15 protein-coding genes are annotated in these 17,920 nt (G+C 57.2%); 5 read left to right on the plus strand and 10 right to left on the minus strand.

Annotated elements, in window-relative coordinates; genetic code table 11:
• The first annotated feature begins 84 nt into the window (after positions 1-84).
• Positions 85-360 (plus strand): type II toxin-antitoxin system RelB/DinJ family antitoxin, encoded by a 276-nt coding sequence (locus HMPREF9166_RS07045; protein ID WP_009753303.1) that lies wholly within the window; start codon positions 85-87, stop codon positions 358-360.
• A complete protein-coding gene (locus tag HMPREF9166_RS07050) occupies positions 357-638 on the plus strand; it encodes a type II toxin-antitoxin system YafQ family toxin (RefSeq protein ID WP_006690542.1) in 282 nt (93 codons plus the stop codon). The genes HMPREF9166_RS07045 and HMPREF9166_RS07050 overlap by 4 nt, the downstream gene beginning before the upstream one ends.
• 250 nt (positions 639-888) lie before the next feature.
• Here the strand turns inward: HMPREF9166_RS07050 and HMPREF9166_RS07055 are convergent, their stop codons facing one another.
• The 5 genes from HMPREF9166_RS07055 to HMPREF9166_RS07075 form a co-directional block, all read right to left on the minus strand.
• Positions 889-1,848 (minus strand): L-lactate dehydrogenase, encoded by a 960-nt coding sequence (locus HMPREF9166_RS07055; protein WP_006690543.1) that lies wholly within the window; start codon positions 1,846-1,848, stop codon positions 889-891.
• Between the two features lie 534 nt (positions 1,849-2,382).
• A complete protein-coding gene (locus tag HMPREF9166_RS07060; RefSeq protein ID WP_009753305.1) occupies positions 2,383-3,231 on the minus strand; it encodes an MTAP family purine nucleoside phosphorylase in 849 nt (282 codons plus the stop codon).
• Between the two features lies 1 nt (position 3,232).
• On the minus strand, positions 3,233-4,258 hold the full coding sequence (gene mqnC, locus HMPREF9166_RS07065; RefSeq protein WP_009753306.1) for a cyclic dehypoxanthinyl futalosine synthase: 1,026 nt from the start codon (positions 4,256-4,258) through the stop codon (positions 3,233-3,235).
• Positions 4,255-5,352, minus strand: a complete 1,098-nt coding sequence (locus HMPREF9166_RS07070) for a CofH family radical SAM protein (protein ID WP_009753307.1) — start codon at positions 5,350-5,352, stop codon at positions 4,255-4,257. The genes mqnC and HMPREF9166_RS07070 overlap by 4 nt, the downstream gene beginning before the upstream one ends.
• A complete protein-coding gene (locus HMPREF9166_RS07075; RefSeq protein ID WP_009753308.1) occupies positions 5,349-6,092 on the minus strand; it encodes a Fic family protein in 744 nt (247 codons plus the stop codon). Before HMPREF9166_RS07075 ends, HMPREF9166_RS07070 begins: the two co-directional genes overlap by 4 nt.
• 204 nt (positions 6,093-6,296) lie before the next feature.
• Here HMPREF9166_RS07075 and HMPREF9166_RS07080 point away from each other — a divergent pair, with 204 nt between their 5' ends.
• The 3 genes from HMPREF9166_RS07080 to HMPREF9166_RS07090 all read left to right on the plus strand — a co-directional run bounded on the left by HMPREF9166_RS07080 (position 6,297) and on the right by HMPREF9166_RS07090 (position 12,170).
• Positions 6,297-7,379 (plus strand): hypothetical protein, encoded by a 1,083-nt coding sequence (locus HMPREF9166_RS07080; RefSeq protein WP_039981174.1) that lies wholly within the window; start codon positions 6,297-6,299, stop codon positions 7,377-7,379.
• Between the two features lie 138 nt (positions 7,380-7,517).
• The gene (locus HMPREF9166_RS07085) at positions 7,518-9,458 is read left to right on the plus strand and encodes a suppressor of fused domain protein (protein ID WP_009753311.1); all 1,941 of its coding nucleotides are present in this window, start codon (positions 7,518-7,520) and stop codon (positions 9,456-9,458) included.
• 168 nt (positions 9,459-9,626) lie between these two features.
• Positions 9,627-12,170 (plus strand): hypothetical protein, encoded by a 2,544-nt coding sequence (locus HMPREF9166_RS07090; protein ID WP_009753312.1) that lies wholly within the window; start codon positions 9,627-9,629, stop codon positions 12,168-12,170.
• 46 nt (positions 12,171-12,216) lie between these two features.
• On the opposite strand, the gene HMPREF9166_RS07095 is transcribed toward HMPREF9166_RS07090, so the two are convergent.
• The 5 genes from HMPREF9166_RS07095 to HMPREF9166_RS07115 form a co-directional block, all read right to left on the minus strand.
• A complete protein-coding gene (locus HMPREF9166_RS07095; RefSeq protein ID WP_009753313.1) occupies positions 12,217-14,892 on the minus strand; it encodes a DEAD/DEAH box helicase family protein in 2,676 nt (891 codons plus the stop codon).
• Complete coding sequence (locus HMPREF9166_RS07100; RefSeq protein ID WP_009753314.1) at positions 14,879-16,477, minus strand: site-specific DNA-methyltransferase; 1,599 nt, start codon at positions 16,475-16,477, stop codon at positions 14,879-14,881. The genes HMPREF9166_RS07095 and HMPREF9166_RS07100 overlap by 14 nt, the downstream gene beginning before the upstream one ends.
• A 155-nt stretch (positions 16,478-16,632) precedes the next feature.
• On the minus strand, positions 16,633-16,896 hold the full coding sequence (locus HMPREF9166_RS07105) for a Txe/YoeB family addiction module toxin (protein WP_009753315.1): 264 nt from the start codon (positions 16,894-16,896) through the stop codon (positions 16,633-16,635).
• A complete protein-coding gene (locus HMPREF9166_RS07110; RefSeq protein WP_009753316.1) occupies positions 16,896-17,162 on the minus strand; it encodes a type II toxin-antitoxin system RelB/DinJ family antitoxin in 267 nt (88 codons plus the stop codon). The genes HMPREF9166_RS07105 and HMPREF9166_RS07110 overlap by 1 nt, the downstream gene beginning before the upstream one ends.
• A 76-nt stretch (positions 17,163-17,238) precedes the next feature.
• Positions 17,239-17,874, minus strand: a complete 636-nt coding sequence (locus tag HMPREF9166_RS07115; RefSeq protein ID WP_009753317.1) for a lactate utilization protein — start codon at positions 17,872-17,874, stop codon at positions 17,239-17,241.
• Positions 17,875-17,920 lie beyond the last annotated feature (46 nt).

Raw genomic sequence — 17,920 nt, forward strand, 5'->3', positions numbered from 1 at the left:
ACATAGAAAAACGCAGGATAGATGCTATAGATTTCTTGACAATGCACGTATTTTGCACTATCTTAATAAAAAGGAGTGATTCAGATGGGACAGACCAACGTCAGCATTCGCATGGACAATGACCTGAAGGAGCAGTTCAATGCTTTTTGTACGGATATGGGGATGACAATGACGACAGCATTCAACATTTTCGCCAAGAAGGCTGTACGTGAGTACCGCATCCCCTTTGAGATTGGTGCGCCCCGCCCCAACGCAGAGACACAGGAGGCTCTTGACGAAGTGCGCCGTATGAAGGCAGACCCTAGCCTAGGCAAACGCTACACCGACGTTGACGAGATGATGAAAGACCTGCTCTCATGAAATACATTATCCGCCCAACCTCACGTTTTCAGCGGGATCTAAAACGCGCTGCCAAGCGAGGCTATCACACGGAACTCTTGACCGCTGTCATCAAGAAGTTAGCGGATGGAGTGCCTCTGGAACAACGATATCGTGACCACGCGCTCGCGGGAGATTATGCAGGATGTCGGGAGTGTCACATCACGCCGGACTGGCTGCTCATCTATGAGATCGATGGAGATACACTTCTGCTCTACCTGATGCGTACAGGCACACACAGCGATCTGTTCAAAATGTGACAGAACTGCTGACAGCAATTCGAGGTGTTTTTTCGCTGGTCTTTCTCGTTACAATTTGTATTGCAGCGATCAAAGCATAAGAAAAGCCGCCCTCTGTCTCCAAACTTAGGCGGCTAATCTTAGTTCGTTTTTAGCAGAGGAGCTGACCGTTTACCGGCAGCACCTTTTTCTGTGCTCATTTATACGACGTGTGAACCGTTCCGTCAAGCCTGATGGGTGGGAGCGTTCACTGCAAAGGACATAACAGCCTTTACTTCACGCCCGCACCGTCGAGTGCGGCACGGACGCTCTTCTGCGCACGGGAAAGTTTTTCCATCTCATCGTCGGCAAGGCGCACCTCGAGCGAGCGGACGATGCCGTCCTGTGCGATCATGCGCGGAATGGAGAGTGCAACATCCTTCATGCCGTACTCGCCGTTCATGACGGCGGCACAGGGCAGGATCGTATGCTCATTGTAGAGAATCGCCTTGATAAAGCGGCAGGCAACCATAGCAATTCCTGTGTTGGTAAATCCTTTGAGGTTGATGACATCGTATGCCGTCTGTATGAGTCCCTGCTCGATGTCATGACGATTCAGCCGCTCCTTAAAGTGGAAGTATTCGTCAAGATGATCGATCCCGAGTCCCGCACAGTTGACCGTCGACCACGCAACAAAAGCATCGTTGCCATGCTCTCCGAGGACATAGCCGTGGATATTCTTTGGATCCATATCATAATGCTCCGCGAGAAGGTAACGGAAACGATAGGTCTCGAGCATCGTGCCCGTGCCGAGGATCTTCTCGCGCGGGTAGTCGAACTCGGTTGATACGACGTAGGTCGCAACGTCAAGCGGGTTCGTAATCATGATGACCATGGCTTCCTTCGTGTATTTCACGATCTCAGAGAAGATGGAGCGCATGATCTTCGTGTTCGTGCTCGCGAGCTTTAGTCGGTCGGGCTTCTCCCCGGGCAGGATCGAAGGTCCCGCCGTAATGACGATGAACGCCGCATCGCGGCAGTCCTCATACGTCCCCGTATGGATCTTGATGTTCGTACTGTACGGCGAGGACATGGCGTGGCTCGTATCGAGTGCCTCGCCGCGCGCACGATTCATATCGAGATCGATGAGGGCAATCTCCGAAGCCAGCTGAAAGTCTGCGATTTTGTTGAGCACGGCGGAGCCAACATTGCTCGTACCGATGATGACGACTTTTCCCCGGTTGATGGACATAATAATGACCTCCTAAATAATAAAAAGCCCGAACGCGAAAACGCACTCGGGCACTACGGTCGAAGAAGAATTTGTACAGATAGTAATTGTTTCATGGCGAATCACCCCTCTTCTCGGTCAAATCATCGCCGCAGGATCTCCTGCGCCATCATAGTAGCACCACAGGGAATCATTGTCAATGGATTTTTCACGGAGTATAACGTGTATACAGGAGAGTTCGTATTGCCAACCTGCCAATATGAAACAACAGTTCACAGGCAAATATTTTCGTGTTATAATGCACGCGGGTGTTGTCACGAGCGGTAGGCGGTCAGTCTCCTCAAGAGAGGAGGCGATACTTATGACTCTGTACGATTTTCTGTCGTTCATCTTTCTTGTAACGATCTGTATCGTAGCCTTGAGACCATAAGAACACCCGCCTGCAGTCACCAACTCTAGGCGGGTTTCTTATAACCATTTCTTAGATTACGGGGGCTGACCGTTTACCGGCAGCACCTTTTTCTATGTCTATTATATGATGTTCGGCGTTTTTCGTCAACCCTTATCCGACTCCGCGTTGTAGACGTCCTTGAGCAGGGTCTCCTTGCGCAGGCTGCGGCATTCACAGGCGCTCTTTTCGGCGGAAATACTGCGAATCGTCGCGAGGAGGATGTCGCCGATCATCGGTGCATCGTCGTAGAAAATCTGCTCTAGGGTGTTGTGCGACCACGGGCGGATGCCCTCGCCATAGTTGACGACAAAGTACAGCCCCGCATAGCACGCGCCGATCTCGCGCGCAAGGTAGACCTCGGGCGCGAGGCTCTGCCCCACGATGTCCGCGTGCCCTTTCAGCATCGCGATCTCGGCAGGGCTCTCGAAATGCCGCCCGTCGGTGACGGCGTAGATGCCGCGGTCAAAGATGCGCCCCGTATAGCGCTTCCTCGTTTCCTCAACGAGTGCCGTACGCAGCTCGGAGCAGAGTGCATCGCGCATGACAAGCAGATAACGCCCGTCGAGCATGACATCCTTGCGCACGGAGAGGTCAAGATAGTCGTCGGGAATGAGGAAGTCGCGCGGATCGAGCAGAGGGTTCACCGTCCCGACGCCGCCCTCGGAGAGGATGCGCCGCACGCCCGCTTCCCGCAGTACCCAGAACACCTGCCGCGACGCGTCCGCACGCGTCACTCCGCTGCGCCATCCGTGCATCCGACAGGTCAGCACGCGCCGTCCTGCGACGGAGAAGAGGCGGAACGCGGGGCTCTCGCCATACGGCGTTGCAAAGTGCAGCCCGTCGGCGAGGATCTCCACATCCGCCGCCATCGACGCACGCGGGAAATCGCTCGACAGCGTCCCCGAGCCGCCGATGACGGCATAGCTCGCTGCCGGAATCTGTTGCTCTGCCATACTAAAACCTCCGTATCACGCGATACTGTGTGTCGCGCTGCGCCGGCTCTCTTCCCGCACCGCGAATCAGATCAATCATCTTCTTGATCGACATATTGTACCGCGTCCCCGCCGCACGCACGACATTCTCCTCAAGCATGATGCTCCCGAGGTCGTCCGCACCGAAGCCGAGCGTCAGCTGTCCGATACGCTCGCCCTGCGTGACCCACGACCCCTGGATATGCGCTACATTGTCCATGTAGAGACGCGTGACGGCAAGTGTCCGCATATAGTCCCAGCTCGACGTCTTTTCCCCGCCGAGTGCGGTATTGCCCGGCTGAAACGTCCATGTGATGAATGCGCGGAAACCGCCCGTCTCCTCCTGCAAACGGCGGATGTGCTCCATGTGCTCCACGCGCTCCGCCATCGTCTCGCCGAAGCCGATCACCATCGTTGCCGTCGACTCCATGCCGATCTTGTGCGCCGTCCGCATCACGCGCAGCCAGTCCTCGGTCATGATCTTTTTCGGTGCGATGAGCTTTCGCACGCGATCCACGAGGATCTCCGCCCCGCCGCCGGGAAGCGACGAGAGCCCCGCATCCTGCAGCCGCCGCAGCGTGTCCTCAATCGTAATGCCCTCCTTTTCGGCAAAGTACAGAATCTCCGTCGCCGTGAAGGAGTGGATCACGATGGAGGGATAGCGCTCACGGATCGCACGCAGCATATTCTCATAGTAGGAAAGCGGCAAATCGGGGTGAATGCCGCCCTGGATCATAACCTGCGTGCCGCCCGCCTCCGCCGTCTCGCCGACCTTTGCGAGAATCTCCTCCATCGGCAGGAGGTATCCATCCTCCGCACCTACCTTTGTATAGAACGCACAGAAACGGCATTCGTTCACGCAGATATTCGTGTAGTTGATATTGCGGTCGACGATGAACGTCACCGTATCGCCGAACCGCCGCCGCCGCTCCGCATCCGCCGCACGCCCGAGGTCGATGGGGTCACCGTGCGTGAGGAGATCGGCAGCCTCCTGCTCCGTGAGTCTCATGCGCCCTCCCCTGCCGCAATCGGCTGATAAAACGTATCGCGCTCCACAGGCTCGTAGCCCGCCTCGCGGATCATCGCGTCGAGCTCGCGCCGCGTGATGCCCGTCTGCGTCTGTGCCCCCGCCGCGTGAATGATCTTCTCCTCGCCTATCGTACCGTCGAGATCGTCCGCACCAAAGCCGAGCGCCAGCTGCGCAATGGGCTGCGTCAGCATGACCCAGAATGCCTTGAAATGCGCCACGTTGTCGAGGACAAGGCGAGAAAGGGCGAGCATCTTCATATCCTCCCACGAGCCGACGCGCGCGAGTTTCCGCTCCGCACCGAGCGCCGTATTTTCGGGGTGGAAGGGGAAGAGCATAAACGCCTGAAAGCCGCCCGTCTCATCCTGCAGTTCGCGCAGAGCAAGCAGATGGTCGATGCGCTCCTCGACCGTCTCGATGTGCCCGTACATCATGGACGCATTTGTGCGGATGCCGAGTTCGTGGGCCGTACGCATACAGTCGAGCCACTCCGCACGCGTCGCCTTGTTCGGGCAGATGACGGCGCGCACACGGTCGGACAGAATCTCCGCACCACCGCCGGGGAGGGATGACAGTCCCGCCACCTGCAGCGTACGCAGAATGTCGCGGACGGAGGTCCCCTCCGTCTTTGCAAAGTTCACAACCTCCACGGGCGTGAACGCCTTGATATCCGCGTGCGGAAGTGCCGCACGCACCTGCCGCACCACGCCCTCGTAGTAGGAGAAGGGACGATCGGGATGCAGGGCACTCACGATGTGGATCTCCGTGAGGCGCGTCGTATTTTTCGCCGTCTCCAGCACGCGCGCCACGTCGTCGGTTTCCATAATATAGCCGCGTGCATCGCCCTGTTCCACCTGGAACGCACAGAGCGGGCAGTTCGCGCTGCATATATTCGTGAGGTTGATGTGGCGGTTCACCGTATAGTAGACGTTCTTCCCGCTTGCGCGCTCCTTCGCCGCACGCGCCCATGCGGCGAGCGCGAGGAGGTCGTTGTCCTCATAGAGGAGGAGTGCATCCTCCCTCGTCAGCCGCGCCCCGCCCTCGGCAGCGGCACGGGCCGTTCTCAAATCGCTCATGTACTCTCCTCAAAGGAATGTCCGAAAATCTGAAAAAAATCGAGCAGGCGCCGCATTGTATCCTGCCCATCATAGCAGGTATCCACGAGATACCCGCGCTCGCGCTCATACTCCTTCAGTCCACGGTAGTAGAATGCCTTCTTTGTGTCCTCAATGATGAACGGAACAATATTGTACTTCAGGCACTCCTTGAACGCGATAAGCCGCCCGACACGCCCGTTGCCGTCCTGAAACGGATGAATCCGCTCAAAATGGTAGTGGAAGTCCACAATGTCCTCAAAGGCGATCTTCTCTTTGGCCTGACAGCGGTCAAGGAGCCTCCGCATCGCCGCTGCAACCTCCTGCGGCGGAGTCGTTTCCACGCCGCCCACCATATTGGGACGTTCCTTGTAGTCGCCCACGCGAAAGTAGGGGAGCAGCTCGTCAGACGTTCTGCTTTTCAGCAACTCATGGAGTTTTTTGATGATCTCTTCCGTCAGCGGCTCCTCCGCACAGTCGATGCAGTAGTCCATCGCCCGAAAGTGATTGACCGTCTCGATGATATCATCCACATGCGCATCCCCGCCCACGGTATTCGTCTCAAAGATGCGCCGCGTCTCCTCTTCACTGAGGCGGCTCCCCTCGATGTGGTTTGAGTTGTAGGTCATGCGCACCTGCAGCTCATGGTAGATGCCGCCCGAGAGGCGATGCGCCTTCTCCTCCCGCAGCCGCAAAAGGAACGGATTCTCCCCTGAGCGCATAGCATCACCTCCAAAACTTGGGAAATACGGATAAATTCAGCGATTCCCTTCTTCTATTATATATAGATTCAGCGAAAAGGTAAAGGAAGCGCGGGGATTTTCGCCGCCTTCTCATTTACTTCCCCAAAAGGCCTATTGAAGCCGCTCCGCATCCGTATTATTATCAGAATGAATCGATATGTCAAAATGGGAAAGGAGCCGCCCATGAATCTACCCTACCAATGCCCCGACTGCGGTACGGAGCTCGGCTACGAGGGGCTGTGCTGGCGGTGCAGGACAGCGGCACAGCGGCGTGCTGCTGCGGCATGGACACCTGCGGAGATCGCGGCGAAGGAGCAGGAGATCATCGCGCAGATCGACGATGTGCCCGATGATTTCTGGTATCTGCTCTGCCGTGAGGACAGCGTCACCCCCGCGATTCCGCGTGCAGCACTGGCGGCGCGTACCTTCTGGCCGCCTGCGCTCTACTATCATGCGCCCGCCGATGTACGGGACGGGCTGATCGCGGCACTGATGGAGACGGAGGCCGCGCAGGAGGCGAACGAGCTGATGATGTGCCTCGGCATGCAGGGGGACGACCGTGCGCTTGCGGCACTCCTTGCACTGGAGCGTGCGCCGCGTCCGTGGCGCGGACAGCTCTACGTCAACCCCTCTGTCTATGCGCAGTGCGGCGGCTGGACGTTCGACCGCGAGGGACGGCGGCGCACGCTGAACTTCGACACCTGCTATCCCATCGTTCACGCCGCCTCGGCAGAGGAGCTCGATCGCTCCCCCGTCCGCATCGCCCGCCCACGCGAGGAGCACTGCCCGCACTGCGGCAGCCGCATGGCGGATATGCTCGTCCTCGACGGGCGGGACGCGCGCCTGCACTTCCTCGGCATTGACGGTATCCTCTCAGCGACCTGCTGTCCGAACTGCGTTGCCTATGCAGAGCCGATACTGAGTCGCTATACGCTCGACGGCGGCAGCACTGTCCTGCCCTATGAGAATGCGGATCCCACGGCGTACATGGAGGAACTCGACACCATCTTTGACAACGATCTCATCCTCGGCGCGTCACCCGTCCCACGGTTCTACGGTGCATTCTTCGACGATGTGAGCACCCTCGGCGGATTCGCTCTCTGGGAGCAGGACTGGGAATATACGACCTGCCCCGACTGCGGGCAGCCGATGAAATACCTCATGCAGATCCGCTGGAACGAGCTGGCGGACTATATGGAGGGCACGCTCTACATCGAGTTCTGCCCCGACTGCCGCATCGTCTCCATGCAGCACCAGCAGACGTGAGGTGCGCCATAATCGACCACGACTGTTCCGTCGATTTCTTCAACAAAACGATCACGGCGGAGGGATTCGTCATCACACCGACCGCCCTAGTGGAAACGATGCTGGAGCGCCTGCTCCTCAGTCACAAAGGAGAACACAATGAAAAAAATCGTCCGCAATAATTCTTCGTATGGAAAAAAGCCCGTGCCCACGGAGGTCTACACCGAGGAGGAGATGACTGCCGTCGAGGACTTCATCGAGACGAGCTTCGGCACGTACGCGAACGTCTTTCACGAGATTGTCTCGCCTGACATTCATCTGGACATCTGCATCGTCGATCCGACCGAGGAACGGAACTACTACATGCTCGTCACCCTCGGGATGGGGGCGCACCGCATGAACGTACCAAAAGAGCTCGCCGAGTACAAGCTCGAACGCGCGGAACTCGCGATTGCCCTGCCGTCCGACTGGAAGATCCACGAGGACGACGAGGAGCACTACTGGCCGATCCGCCTGCTGAAGAGCCTCGCACGTCTGCCGATCGAGGATGATACATGGCTCGGCTGGGGGCATACCATCGACAGCAGGACAAACAACTACGCCGAGAACACCAAGCTGACCGCCTCCCTGATCATCGGGGCGCAGGTAAAGGGAGACAACACGGTCTGTCCCCTGCCGGACGGCGACGAGGTCAATTTCTATCAGATCATCCCGCTCTACCGCGACGAGCTCAACTACAAATTCGACCGCAGTGCAAAGGAACTGCTGAACCTCTTTGACGAGCGGCACGTGAGCTTCGTCATTGATCCACAGCGGCGCAGTGCATGCGCCCCTGAGGACTTCGAGGATCTCGTGATGGACAATGCAGAGTGGCATCTCTCCAGCCTGCACGAGAAAAAGCTGCCCGTGGACGAGATCACGGCGTACAGCCACATGGCGGTCTACCTGCGGTGGTGCATCCTGCATGACCTGATGGCAGACTGGTTCATCCGCGAGTACGAGGCGACCGTGCGTGCCGTAAAGGAACATCCGGCGGAGACAGATCTGCGCCCCTTCCTCCGCGACGAGCTGCACGGAATCCTGATGCGCGGTTTCTTTAACGAGGAGGGCGCGGCATTCGCGCGTTACTATTACGATGGCGAGGCTCCCTCCTACCCATCGGACGTCGACAATCACGCCCTCGCATATTTCGGGGCGGAAAAATACTACTCGAAGGAGTTTGACGACGAGGCATATCTCTTCGTCCCATTCGACGAGCAGCTCTATCGGGAGATGGCGCAGCTCATCGAGCGCCACTGGGATGCGTGGAAGTGCAACACTGAGGAGCAGGTGGACGCCGATCCGAGCTACGTTGCCATCGCAACGATGCAGTACCTGAACGCCAGCAGGGCGAGCTGCTCTCTGATGTACCTCCCGCCGCTGGCGGACGACGACCCGATCGCCTCATGGTACAGCTACGCCACGCGCACAGCCGCGCGCGACGGCATTGTCCCCGTCATCATCGTCCCGAGCGACACGCTCTGGGAGGCACTGACGATGAATGCTGAGGCCGAAAGGGGTGCGTTTGAGGACTACGAATTCGATCGGGATGCCGTCATCGCGTTCCGTGAGCGCATGGCGCAGAAGGCGGTCAAGGACGGCAAAACGGTGCTCATGCAGCGGCGTGCCGAGCGCACGGAGGACATGACGGTGAAAGAGAGCACGATGGGTGACACCAATGACCGCCCCATCGGCTACTGGAACTGCGAGACGGGGAAAACGCATCCCGTAATCCTCGCCAAGATCCCCGTCAAGCACCCATGGGAGATCTTCACCTACCTGCCCTTCGGCGGGTGGAACGACTGCCCCGACACCGCCGCGCATACGGCGGTCGCAAAGTACTGGTACGAGACGGACAGAGCCGTCCCTGCCGTCCTCACCTACGACACGCTTGAGTACCGCGTCCCCGCGCCCGTCGCGCCGGAGCACGCCGCCGCGCGCGCCGTGGAGCAGTACGCCTACTGCAGCGACATCATCGAGCAGAGCACACCCGGCATGAGCATCAGCAGGCTCGCCGACGGCCTGCGGAAATCGCACATTTGGTATTTTTGGTGGGATTAGGAACAAGCGCCCCCACCACCGCTTCGCGGTCCCCCTCCCCCGTGTCGCACGGGGGAGGCATTGGATGACGGTATATTCGCTTCCCCCGTCGCGCGGGGGAAGAGGCGAGCATCACGAGCCGATAGGGCGCCCTGAGCGCAACTTAGACCCAGACAAGAGGAGCAGCAGATGACATTACTGGAACAGTGTCAAGCATGGCACAATCACGGAGATTACGAGAAGATCATCACGGCGATTGAGGAGATCCCCGCCGCAGAGCGCACGCCCGAGCTCGATGGCGAGCTGGCGCGCGCCTACAACAACTTCGCGCAGCCGAGCGAGTGGTGGTATTTCAAAAAAGCGATCGACCTCCTCGCGCCGCACGCAGAGGATTCTGCCGACGATCACGTCTGGAACTTCCGCATGGGCTATGCCTACTACTACCTCGATCAGGAAAACCGCGCCCTGCCCTACTTTGAGGCGGCGCTTGCGGCGCTGCCGGGCGACGAGGACACCGAGCAGATGATCGAGGACTGCCGCCGCGGACTCTCTCTCCCGCTCTTTTCGCGCCCGTTTCGCATCCGCGTGCAGGAGGCATGGCTCGCGTTCTCCGAGGCGGAGGAGGAGCTGCGCGCGCTGATGGATGCGGGACCGGATCACGGCGAGGAGCTCATCGAGCGGTGCAGCTCCGCTCTGCACATCGCCTTTGACGATGTCTCATTCGAGCTCGGAAAGGGCAACGAGAAATATGAGCTCATCCTCACGCCCGAAGGTCTGCGCGCAAAGCTCTTTCCGCTCGTCTATTTCGCGTGCCATGCCCCTGCCTCTGTGCGCGAGCACTGGGACATCCACGTCGGGCGCACGTCCTCTCTTGGCTTTTCCCTGCGCACGGACGACTACAGCATCGAGATGACGGATGTCGCCGTCTGGTTCGCGCCGGACGGCGACGGGATCGCCCTCACGGTCTACTGTGAAAAGCTCCTGCCGCTCCTGCAGGAGGACGAGAGCCGCGCGTGGTGGATGCTCTCCACGCTTGTCGATCAGGCACTCGGCGAGATCGCCGCCATCCGACTCATCCATGATTTTGATCTCCTCGATGCGCCGCGCGAGGAGCCGTCGACCCTGCTGGCGGATCTGCCGCAGGCACTCGCAGAGGCGGGGTACTCCCTCGCGAACGATGCAGAGGAGTACCTTGACCACTACTATCTCGCCTACGAGCGCGAGCCGGACACATCGGACGATGCGGATCTGCGGCTCGATGTCTATGCGGGCAGCACGCGCCTGCCCTCCCTCCTCAGTTCCTATATGGATAACGATGCGACGCTCGTGGACATCTACCATGCGGATGGGATCGCGGCGGGCTTTATCGCCTATCCGCTGACGGATGAGATGCGCGAAAGTGCCGACGGGATTCTCGATTTTCGCGATGCGCTCATGCAGGCGATTGAGGAGGAGACCGATTGTCTGCACGCGGTGACCTTCCTCGGCGGAGCGACGGGCACGAACTACGGCTATCTGGACTTTCTCGCGTGGGATCTGCACGCCGTCCTCGTCGCCGCAGAAACCGTTCTCAAGAGGACGAATCTGCCGTGGGCGGTGTTTCACTCCTTCCGACGAGACGCGGCGGGCACCGTCAACATTTTTGATCGCGACGAGGAGGAGGAGGACGCCGCCGACGCGCCGGAGAGCTCCGACACAGAAAAAGGCCCCCTGCTCACAGCGGAGGCCGTCGCCAAACTCGAGGCGATGGAGGATGGATCCACGGGCTATTTCTTTAAAATGCTCAGCTATCTGAACAAATACATCAAGAACGGCATCATCAAGGGGCGGTTCACACGCGAGGAGGCGCATCGTGACCGCGACATTGCGCTGTGGTATGCCTATGCGTGCAACAATGTCGATCAGTACCCCTACTTCTACCGTGCGATACAGTGGATGCCGGACTCCGAGCCGAATGCGTGCGGGTGCGGGACGTGGTACTATCGCTACGCCGTCGCCCTCATGCACTGCGGCTATCTGGAAAAGGCGCTCCGCTATGCCGCGCAGGGAACGCGTGAGGAGCCAGACTATCCGTGGTGCTATCTCGTGCTCGGCAAGCTGCGCGCCCATTTCGGCGACCGTGACGGTGCGCTGGACGCCGTGCGGCGGGGGCTTTCCCTCGTGCCGGACGACCACGAGTTCCTGACGCTGGAACGTGAGATCGAGGAGGGTGCAACGATTGAACAGATGTGCTTTCACTGGGTCGACGGAGCGTATGACGAGGAGCTGCAGCAGGCATCGCGTGCGGCCGAGGTTCCGCAGGAGGGCGCGGCGGCGGATGCCGTCGATGACATGTACCAAAAGCAGCGATCCATCCTCTGCATCCGCGTCGACGAGGAGGGACTCTCCCGCGTCCTGCGCCTCTTCTCCCCCATATCGGCGGGCAGCTACACGCGCAACGCGCCCTACTGCCATTTCCCGCGCAAGGCCGGGGATACAGAGGTGGAGATCGTATTCCGCATGAATGAGGCGGGCATGTCCAAGCTCCCCATCACATGGCTGACCGAGGTCAGGGATCACATCGACAGCGGGGCATGGGTAAAACATACGGATGAGCACGGCACGGCACAGCTCATCGCCGTGCACATCTTACTCGATCACACCGTCGTGCTCGAGTACAAATATCCGTGGAAGGAAAAAAGTGCCTACTTCGAGGTGGATGCCGACTGGAATGTCGGCGAACGGAAGGGATAAGGCGAGCACCTCCATTGACACTCGCCTAAAAAAACATCCGCCCTATTTATACATGGCAGACGAACTGCCCGCAAAGATATTCCATGCTGGAGGTTGGCTGCACCTGCTTCGATGGGATGAACACATAGTCCCATGGCTTGTAGTGCAGCTCACGGCACACGGCAGTGGCTGTCTGACAGTATCTAATACCCACTTCCTTCTTTGCCAGCACCCCAGTATCGTTCAGCTTGTCCTCCCCCTTGATCTCCACCAGATAACATCTGTCGGCGGTTTCCACCACGAAGTCCGGCTCGTAGTTGTGTCCCCTGCCATACTTGAGATCAAAATCGGAAGGAGCAGGACGAAGCCATTTCAGCACTTTGACATCCTGTTCACAGAGTCTGGCAAAAGTCAGTTCCGGAATACTGTCGAACTTTGCCCTATCGAAGACTCCCTTCTCTATCCCCGTGAAGACCACGGAGCGGATGCCGTCCGCTTTAGCGTCTGGGGAGAACAGATCCAGCTCAGAGCTGCCAAACAGTTCCTGAGGCATATTGAAATCATTGACCTTCACGATATCGTAGGAGAACATTTCCTCCGTCTTATGAAAGTGCTGCATCATCTGCCTGTAAATCTTTCCTGCAATGTCCTGCCGGTACATCATGACGATGTTTCGCATATCCTCGCAGCCATGTCGCTCCGTATAGTGCCGGCAGATGGACTGAACAAGACTCACGATAAGCTCCCCGCACTGCTCGTAGTCGATGACGGGCTTTCCTCGCAGGATTTCGACGATGCAGTTGACAGGGCGCTCAGCGATAAAGGTTATTTTGCTCGTAGCATCCCTCTCCGCATCCCGTGCGTCCACTAGATTCTGTCTAATCAGTTCGGTGGAGATGGGGGCATGGTTGAACTCTGCCAGATCAAGATCGAACTCATCGAAAATGTATGCGCCGCCACCCGTGCTGGTCATGGCAAGCTGAGGGATGGGGATGAACCGTTCCTTTGTCCTCACAGTGTATTCCTCGGTCTGCTCCGCCACAAAGGCTGCAAAAGCATCCTGGTTGTGCTGGAAGACATAGCCGTAGTCCTCTTTGGCTTTGATTTCCTCGATGACTGCTTTAGCAATGTCCTGCTTGTCTTTTACTTCCAGTCCCGCAGACTTTTTCTCCTTCATCTTTGACTGTACGGCCTTTTGCGCCACAGCGTTCACAGCCTGGATCGCCTTGCGGGTCTCGTCCGTTTCCTGCTCGATCCCAAGCTTTCTGTGAGCCTCGGACAGATCCTCTGGTTCCGGCCGGATCAACGGTATCTGCTGAGGGCTTTGCTTCTCATCGGGCAGCTTGTCCGCCTCGATGAGGTTGCCGCGGCAGAAGATGCTCTCGCCGCTTTGGGCTTCCCGGACAAGCGCAGCAAAGTTGTCATGAGCAGTGAGCATGACCATATCCGCCAGGCGGTCGCCGGTGCGTTCACCGTAGGGTAAGCGTAGTCCGCGCCCCACCATCTGCTCTCGCAGAATACGCGATGCAGCAGTACGCAGAGGGATGATGGTGTAGAGGTTGTTCACATCCCACCCCTCTTTGAGCATGTCCACATGGATGACAATTTCTATGGGATTGTCTGCCCGTTCCACATCGGCAAGCAAGGTGACATTCGACGCCTTGGCTGCCGCTCCCTGCTTGGAGTGGATGAGCAGCGTCTTTCCCTTGTAACAGCCCTGCCTGAAATCGTCGGAGGTGACGTAATCATTGACGGACTGGGCATGCTCGGTATCCTTACAAACGATCATGACAAAAGGCTTCACGAGACGGGCGTTGCTCTTGTCGGCATACGCGGTCAAATGCGCCTTGACCTTCTCATGATGCCGTATACCATCATCAATCATAGCACGATCCAACTCTTTTTCACCGAAGCCGAAACTCTCAATATTGCTTCTGGTCATAGCATAGGGTGTACGTGTATATCCTGCCTCGATGGCTGCTGAAAGAGGATATTCATATACGACGTTCCTAAATTTCTCCTGCCTTCCTCCCTTGCCAGCCACCAACGGCGTGGCTGTCAGTTCCAGTCCCAGCACGGGCTTCAGATCATTGAGTGCCTGCATTCCAGCTTTCGCACGGTAGTGGTGAGACTCGTCCATGATCAGCACCAGATCATCCAGCCCCGCCAAGTAGTCGATGAAGGATTCTCCCCGCCGCTCGTTCAGACGTCGCATATTGGCCGTCTCAGAGTCGAACTTCGAAATGTTGTAGATGTAGATGGAGATGCTATCCCCTAAGAAAACGTCGCCATTTTTCTCCTTGTAGTCATCGTCGTGATAGATGATGGGCGGCCAACTGAAGCAGGACAACCCCTTAAACACATACTTGGTACTCGATGACTGTGAGAGATCGTTGTGCAGCTTGTTGTATATCGTGATGTTGGGCGCAACCACGAAGAAATTTTTCAAACCGTATTGCGTATAGAGATAGGTGATGAACGCTCCCATCAGGCGCGTCTTCCCCACGCCGGTCGCCAGTGCAAAGGTGAGGGAAAGGAACTCCCTCTCGAAGTCCGTGCATGTGGGATAAAGGCCATGCACCTTCTGCAAGGCGCCCTTGAGGTCGATGCCCTTCTCCGGCGGCACGACCTGAAGAATATTTGCCAGCACCTCCAAGGAAATCTTTTGCGGTTCTCGCAGGGACATCGTGCCGCTGATAAAATCCGGTGTATATTGGAGGAAACGCAGGTCAGCCTTCATCATCTTCGCCCTCACTTTCCTCGTCCTCGTACTGTGGCGGGCGCACAATGTTCAGAGCGTAGTCCTCACGTCCAAACGCACAGCTGCCCAAAAGCATCTGGGGAATTTTCTTGATGCGAATTTGAGGCGTTCCCTTGTCAGCGCCCTCATCAAAGGACTTACAGGCAACAATCAGGAATTCATTTTCCGCCATTATCTGCTGAATACCGGCAAGGTAGGCGGCGGTGATATGCTTGGTGGTGACATAGAGGAAGGAATGCTCCGTCCCCTGCGATTGTTTCCAGAACATCTTCTGGTCGGGGCAGTAGGTGTACCCCTCATGGAGGGCCACTGCCGCCGCCAGCTTGTCGGCATCGTATTCCTTATTGATGACGAGTTCCCCGATGGCATCCTCTTTGAGGAGGGTAGGTGCAAGTTCGTAAAAGTCATAGCCGCCCCCGCCGGTCCAGCTCTGTGCCTTGGAGATACCGCCCTGCTCGCCGTCCACCACCTTATCTAGGCGCGCCTTACAATGGGTATAGCAGTGGTCGCCCATTTCAATTCCAATATAGCGGCGGTTCATCTTGTGGGCCACGGCGGCGGTGGTGCCGGAGCCGAGGAAGGCATCCAACACCAGATCGCCTTCGTTGGAGGCGATCTGTAAGATGCGCTGAATCAGGCGTTCCGGCTTGGGTGTATCAAAAGGACTTTCAGGCCCAAACAGGGCGATGACTTCCTTCTTGGCTTCTTGGTTGTGCCCTACCTCTTTATTCGTCCACCAAGTCCAAGGAACGACACCCTTTGCTTCTGACAGAAATTTCTTTTGTCTGGGACGAGACGTTCCGTCTGCGCCAAGCCAAATCCTGTTGTCCTTCAATAGAGAGTGAAAGGTTTCTTCGGATAAAGCCCAGCACCTGCCATCAGGAGGAGGCAATTTTCGTCCGTCCGGGAGTTCGATTTCATAAAACTGGCTGGCGGTAGCATGACCGACCTGTCCGGTCAAATCAATCGAACGCCATGGCCCTCTGGGATCGTTATCTGGATTCTTGTAACTGGATGCCTGCTCTGGACTGAGTGGCAAATAATTGCGGGATGCCTTGAATGCATCTTTGTCTTTGGCATAAACAAGCACATAGTCATGACCATCGCTGATGACGGATCTCATGTCCGGAGAAGTCCGTTTTTGCCAAACGATGGAGGCGATGAAATTCTTGCGTGAGAATATCTCATCCAGCAAAACCTTGACGTATGCCTGTTCGTCATCGTCAATGCTAACCCACAGGCTGCCATCCCTATTCAACAGCTGGTAAAGGATTTCCATACGTGGCCTGATGAGGTTCAGCCATGTACTATGTTCCAGATTGTCATCATACTGAGAGAACGCCGATCCCGTATTATACGGGATATCTGCATACACGCACTTCACCTGCCCGCCGTACCTCGGTAGTAGTGCCCTGAGGGCCAGCAGATTGTCCCCGTGAATCAGCATATTTCCTGTCCCCGTCTCACCGTAGGACTTATCTTTGTGATGCAGCAACAGGCGCGGCTCTATCTTCTGCATGGGTTCGTCTTTTCCCACCCATGTCAATTCCAGTTTCGTTACCGCCAAGAAAATCCCTCCTACTCATTTTATATCCGTTATTATACAATAGAAAGTCAAAAGCCTCTTTCTTGGTTGGGTATCCACTGTATATAGACAATAAAAACAGCCCCTCTCGAAATGAGATACGGCTGAATTCGTGAAAATTCCGTCTTTTTTGTTGTTCATTTGTCCCGATAGTGCGAGCCGCATTGTGCAATCTCCATGCGGTTATCCACAATCCGAAAAACAATGCGATTCTTCGCGTCGATGCGAACACTCCAAAAGCCCGAGAGATCCCCCTTGAGCGGTTCGGGCTGTCCCTGGCAGTCATAGCCGCTGCGGTCAATGCTCTGAAGAAGACGATTGATTTTCTTGAGTGTCTTCTTATCCTGCATCTGCCAGTACAAATAATCTGCCCATGCCGCATCCTGCCAAATCTTATCCATCAGTCAGCCTCGATGAGTTCATGCTCCGTCAGATTGCGCCCCGCTTTGACATCCGCAATCGCCGCACGGAGACGCGCCATGTTCTCCTCGCTGTAGAACGGATCGGGTTCTGCCGTTACCTCGAAGGGAATGCGGCGATCCTGTGTCACCTTTGCCGCAAACATCGTAAATGCAGCGGTCAGCGTCAACCCCATCTTGCGACAGGTCTCCTCCATCTCGCTCTTGAGGTTTGCATCCATCCGAAAATTCACCATTGCCTGGGCCATATCAATCGCCTCCTTTTTTGTAGAATATCATATTTGTAAAGACATATCAATCTTTTTCGTGTCATTTGCTTTACACCTATAATCCCAGTTCCTCCTCGATCAGTACCAGCTCCATCGGGCGGTAGCTCATCTTCTTGTAGTGGATGGTCAGCGCATTGCAGATGCGCTCCAGTGCCGCGCAGTCATAGCAGCGATCTCCCACTGCGGCGCAGGGCGTTTTCTTCCCCTTGCGATGGGCGTTGCGCGGGGCTGCGATGTTGTGAATGCGGTCGATGCCCGCCTCGATGTCGGGGACAAGCTTATTGATGCCGACGACGAAGTAGGTCTTTTCATGTCCGAAGAGCGAGCCCGCGACACGGTTGCCCGCGCCGTCCATGTTGAGGATGTGTCCCTGCTCAGTGATTGCATTCGCCGAGAGTACGAAGATGTCCGTCATGAGTGCCTCGCGCCCTGCGGCGAGGAATGCCTCGATGCCGCCGACGTGCCCTGCGCGCGGCGGGTCGATGACCTCGTTGTGCTCACTTAGCCGCTCGTAGAGGGAGAGCTCCCGCAGCGTCTCGGAGTCGCCGAATCCGACGCGCTTGCCGCGAATCTCACGGGTGAGATAGTCCGCCGCCGCAGTGCGCTCCGCGAAGCGCGAGACATCGTAGTGGTTCCTGCGGAACGCCTCCATCGTGCGCACAATGCGCTCCTCATAAGCTGTGTCGGACATTGTTCCCACCTCCTTCGCAACTCCATATCCCCTGATTCCAAGGTGT

Origin of the sequence: Selenomonas sp. oral taxon 149 str. 67H29BP (assembly GCF_000146365.1) — a bacterium.
GTDB classification, from domain to species: domain Bacteria; phylum Bacillota; class Negativicutes; order Selenomonadales; family Selenomonadaceae; genus Centipeda; species Centipeda felix.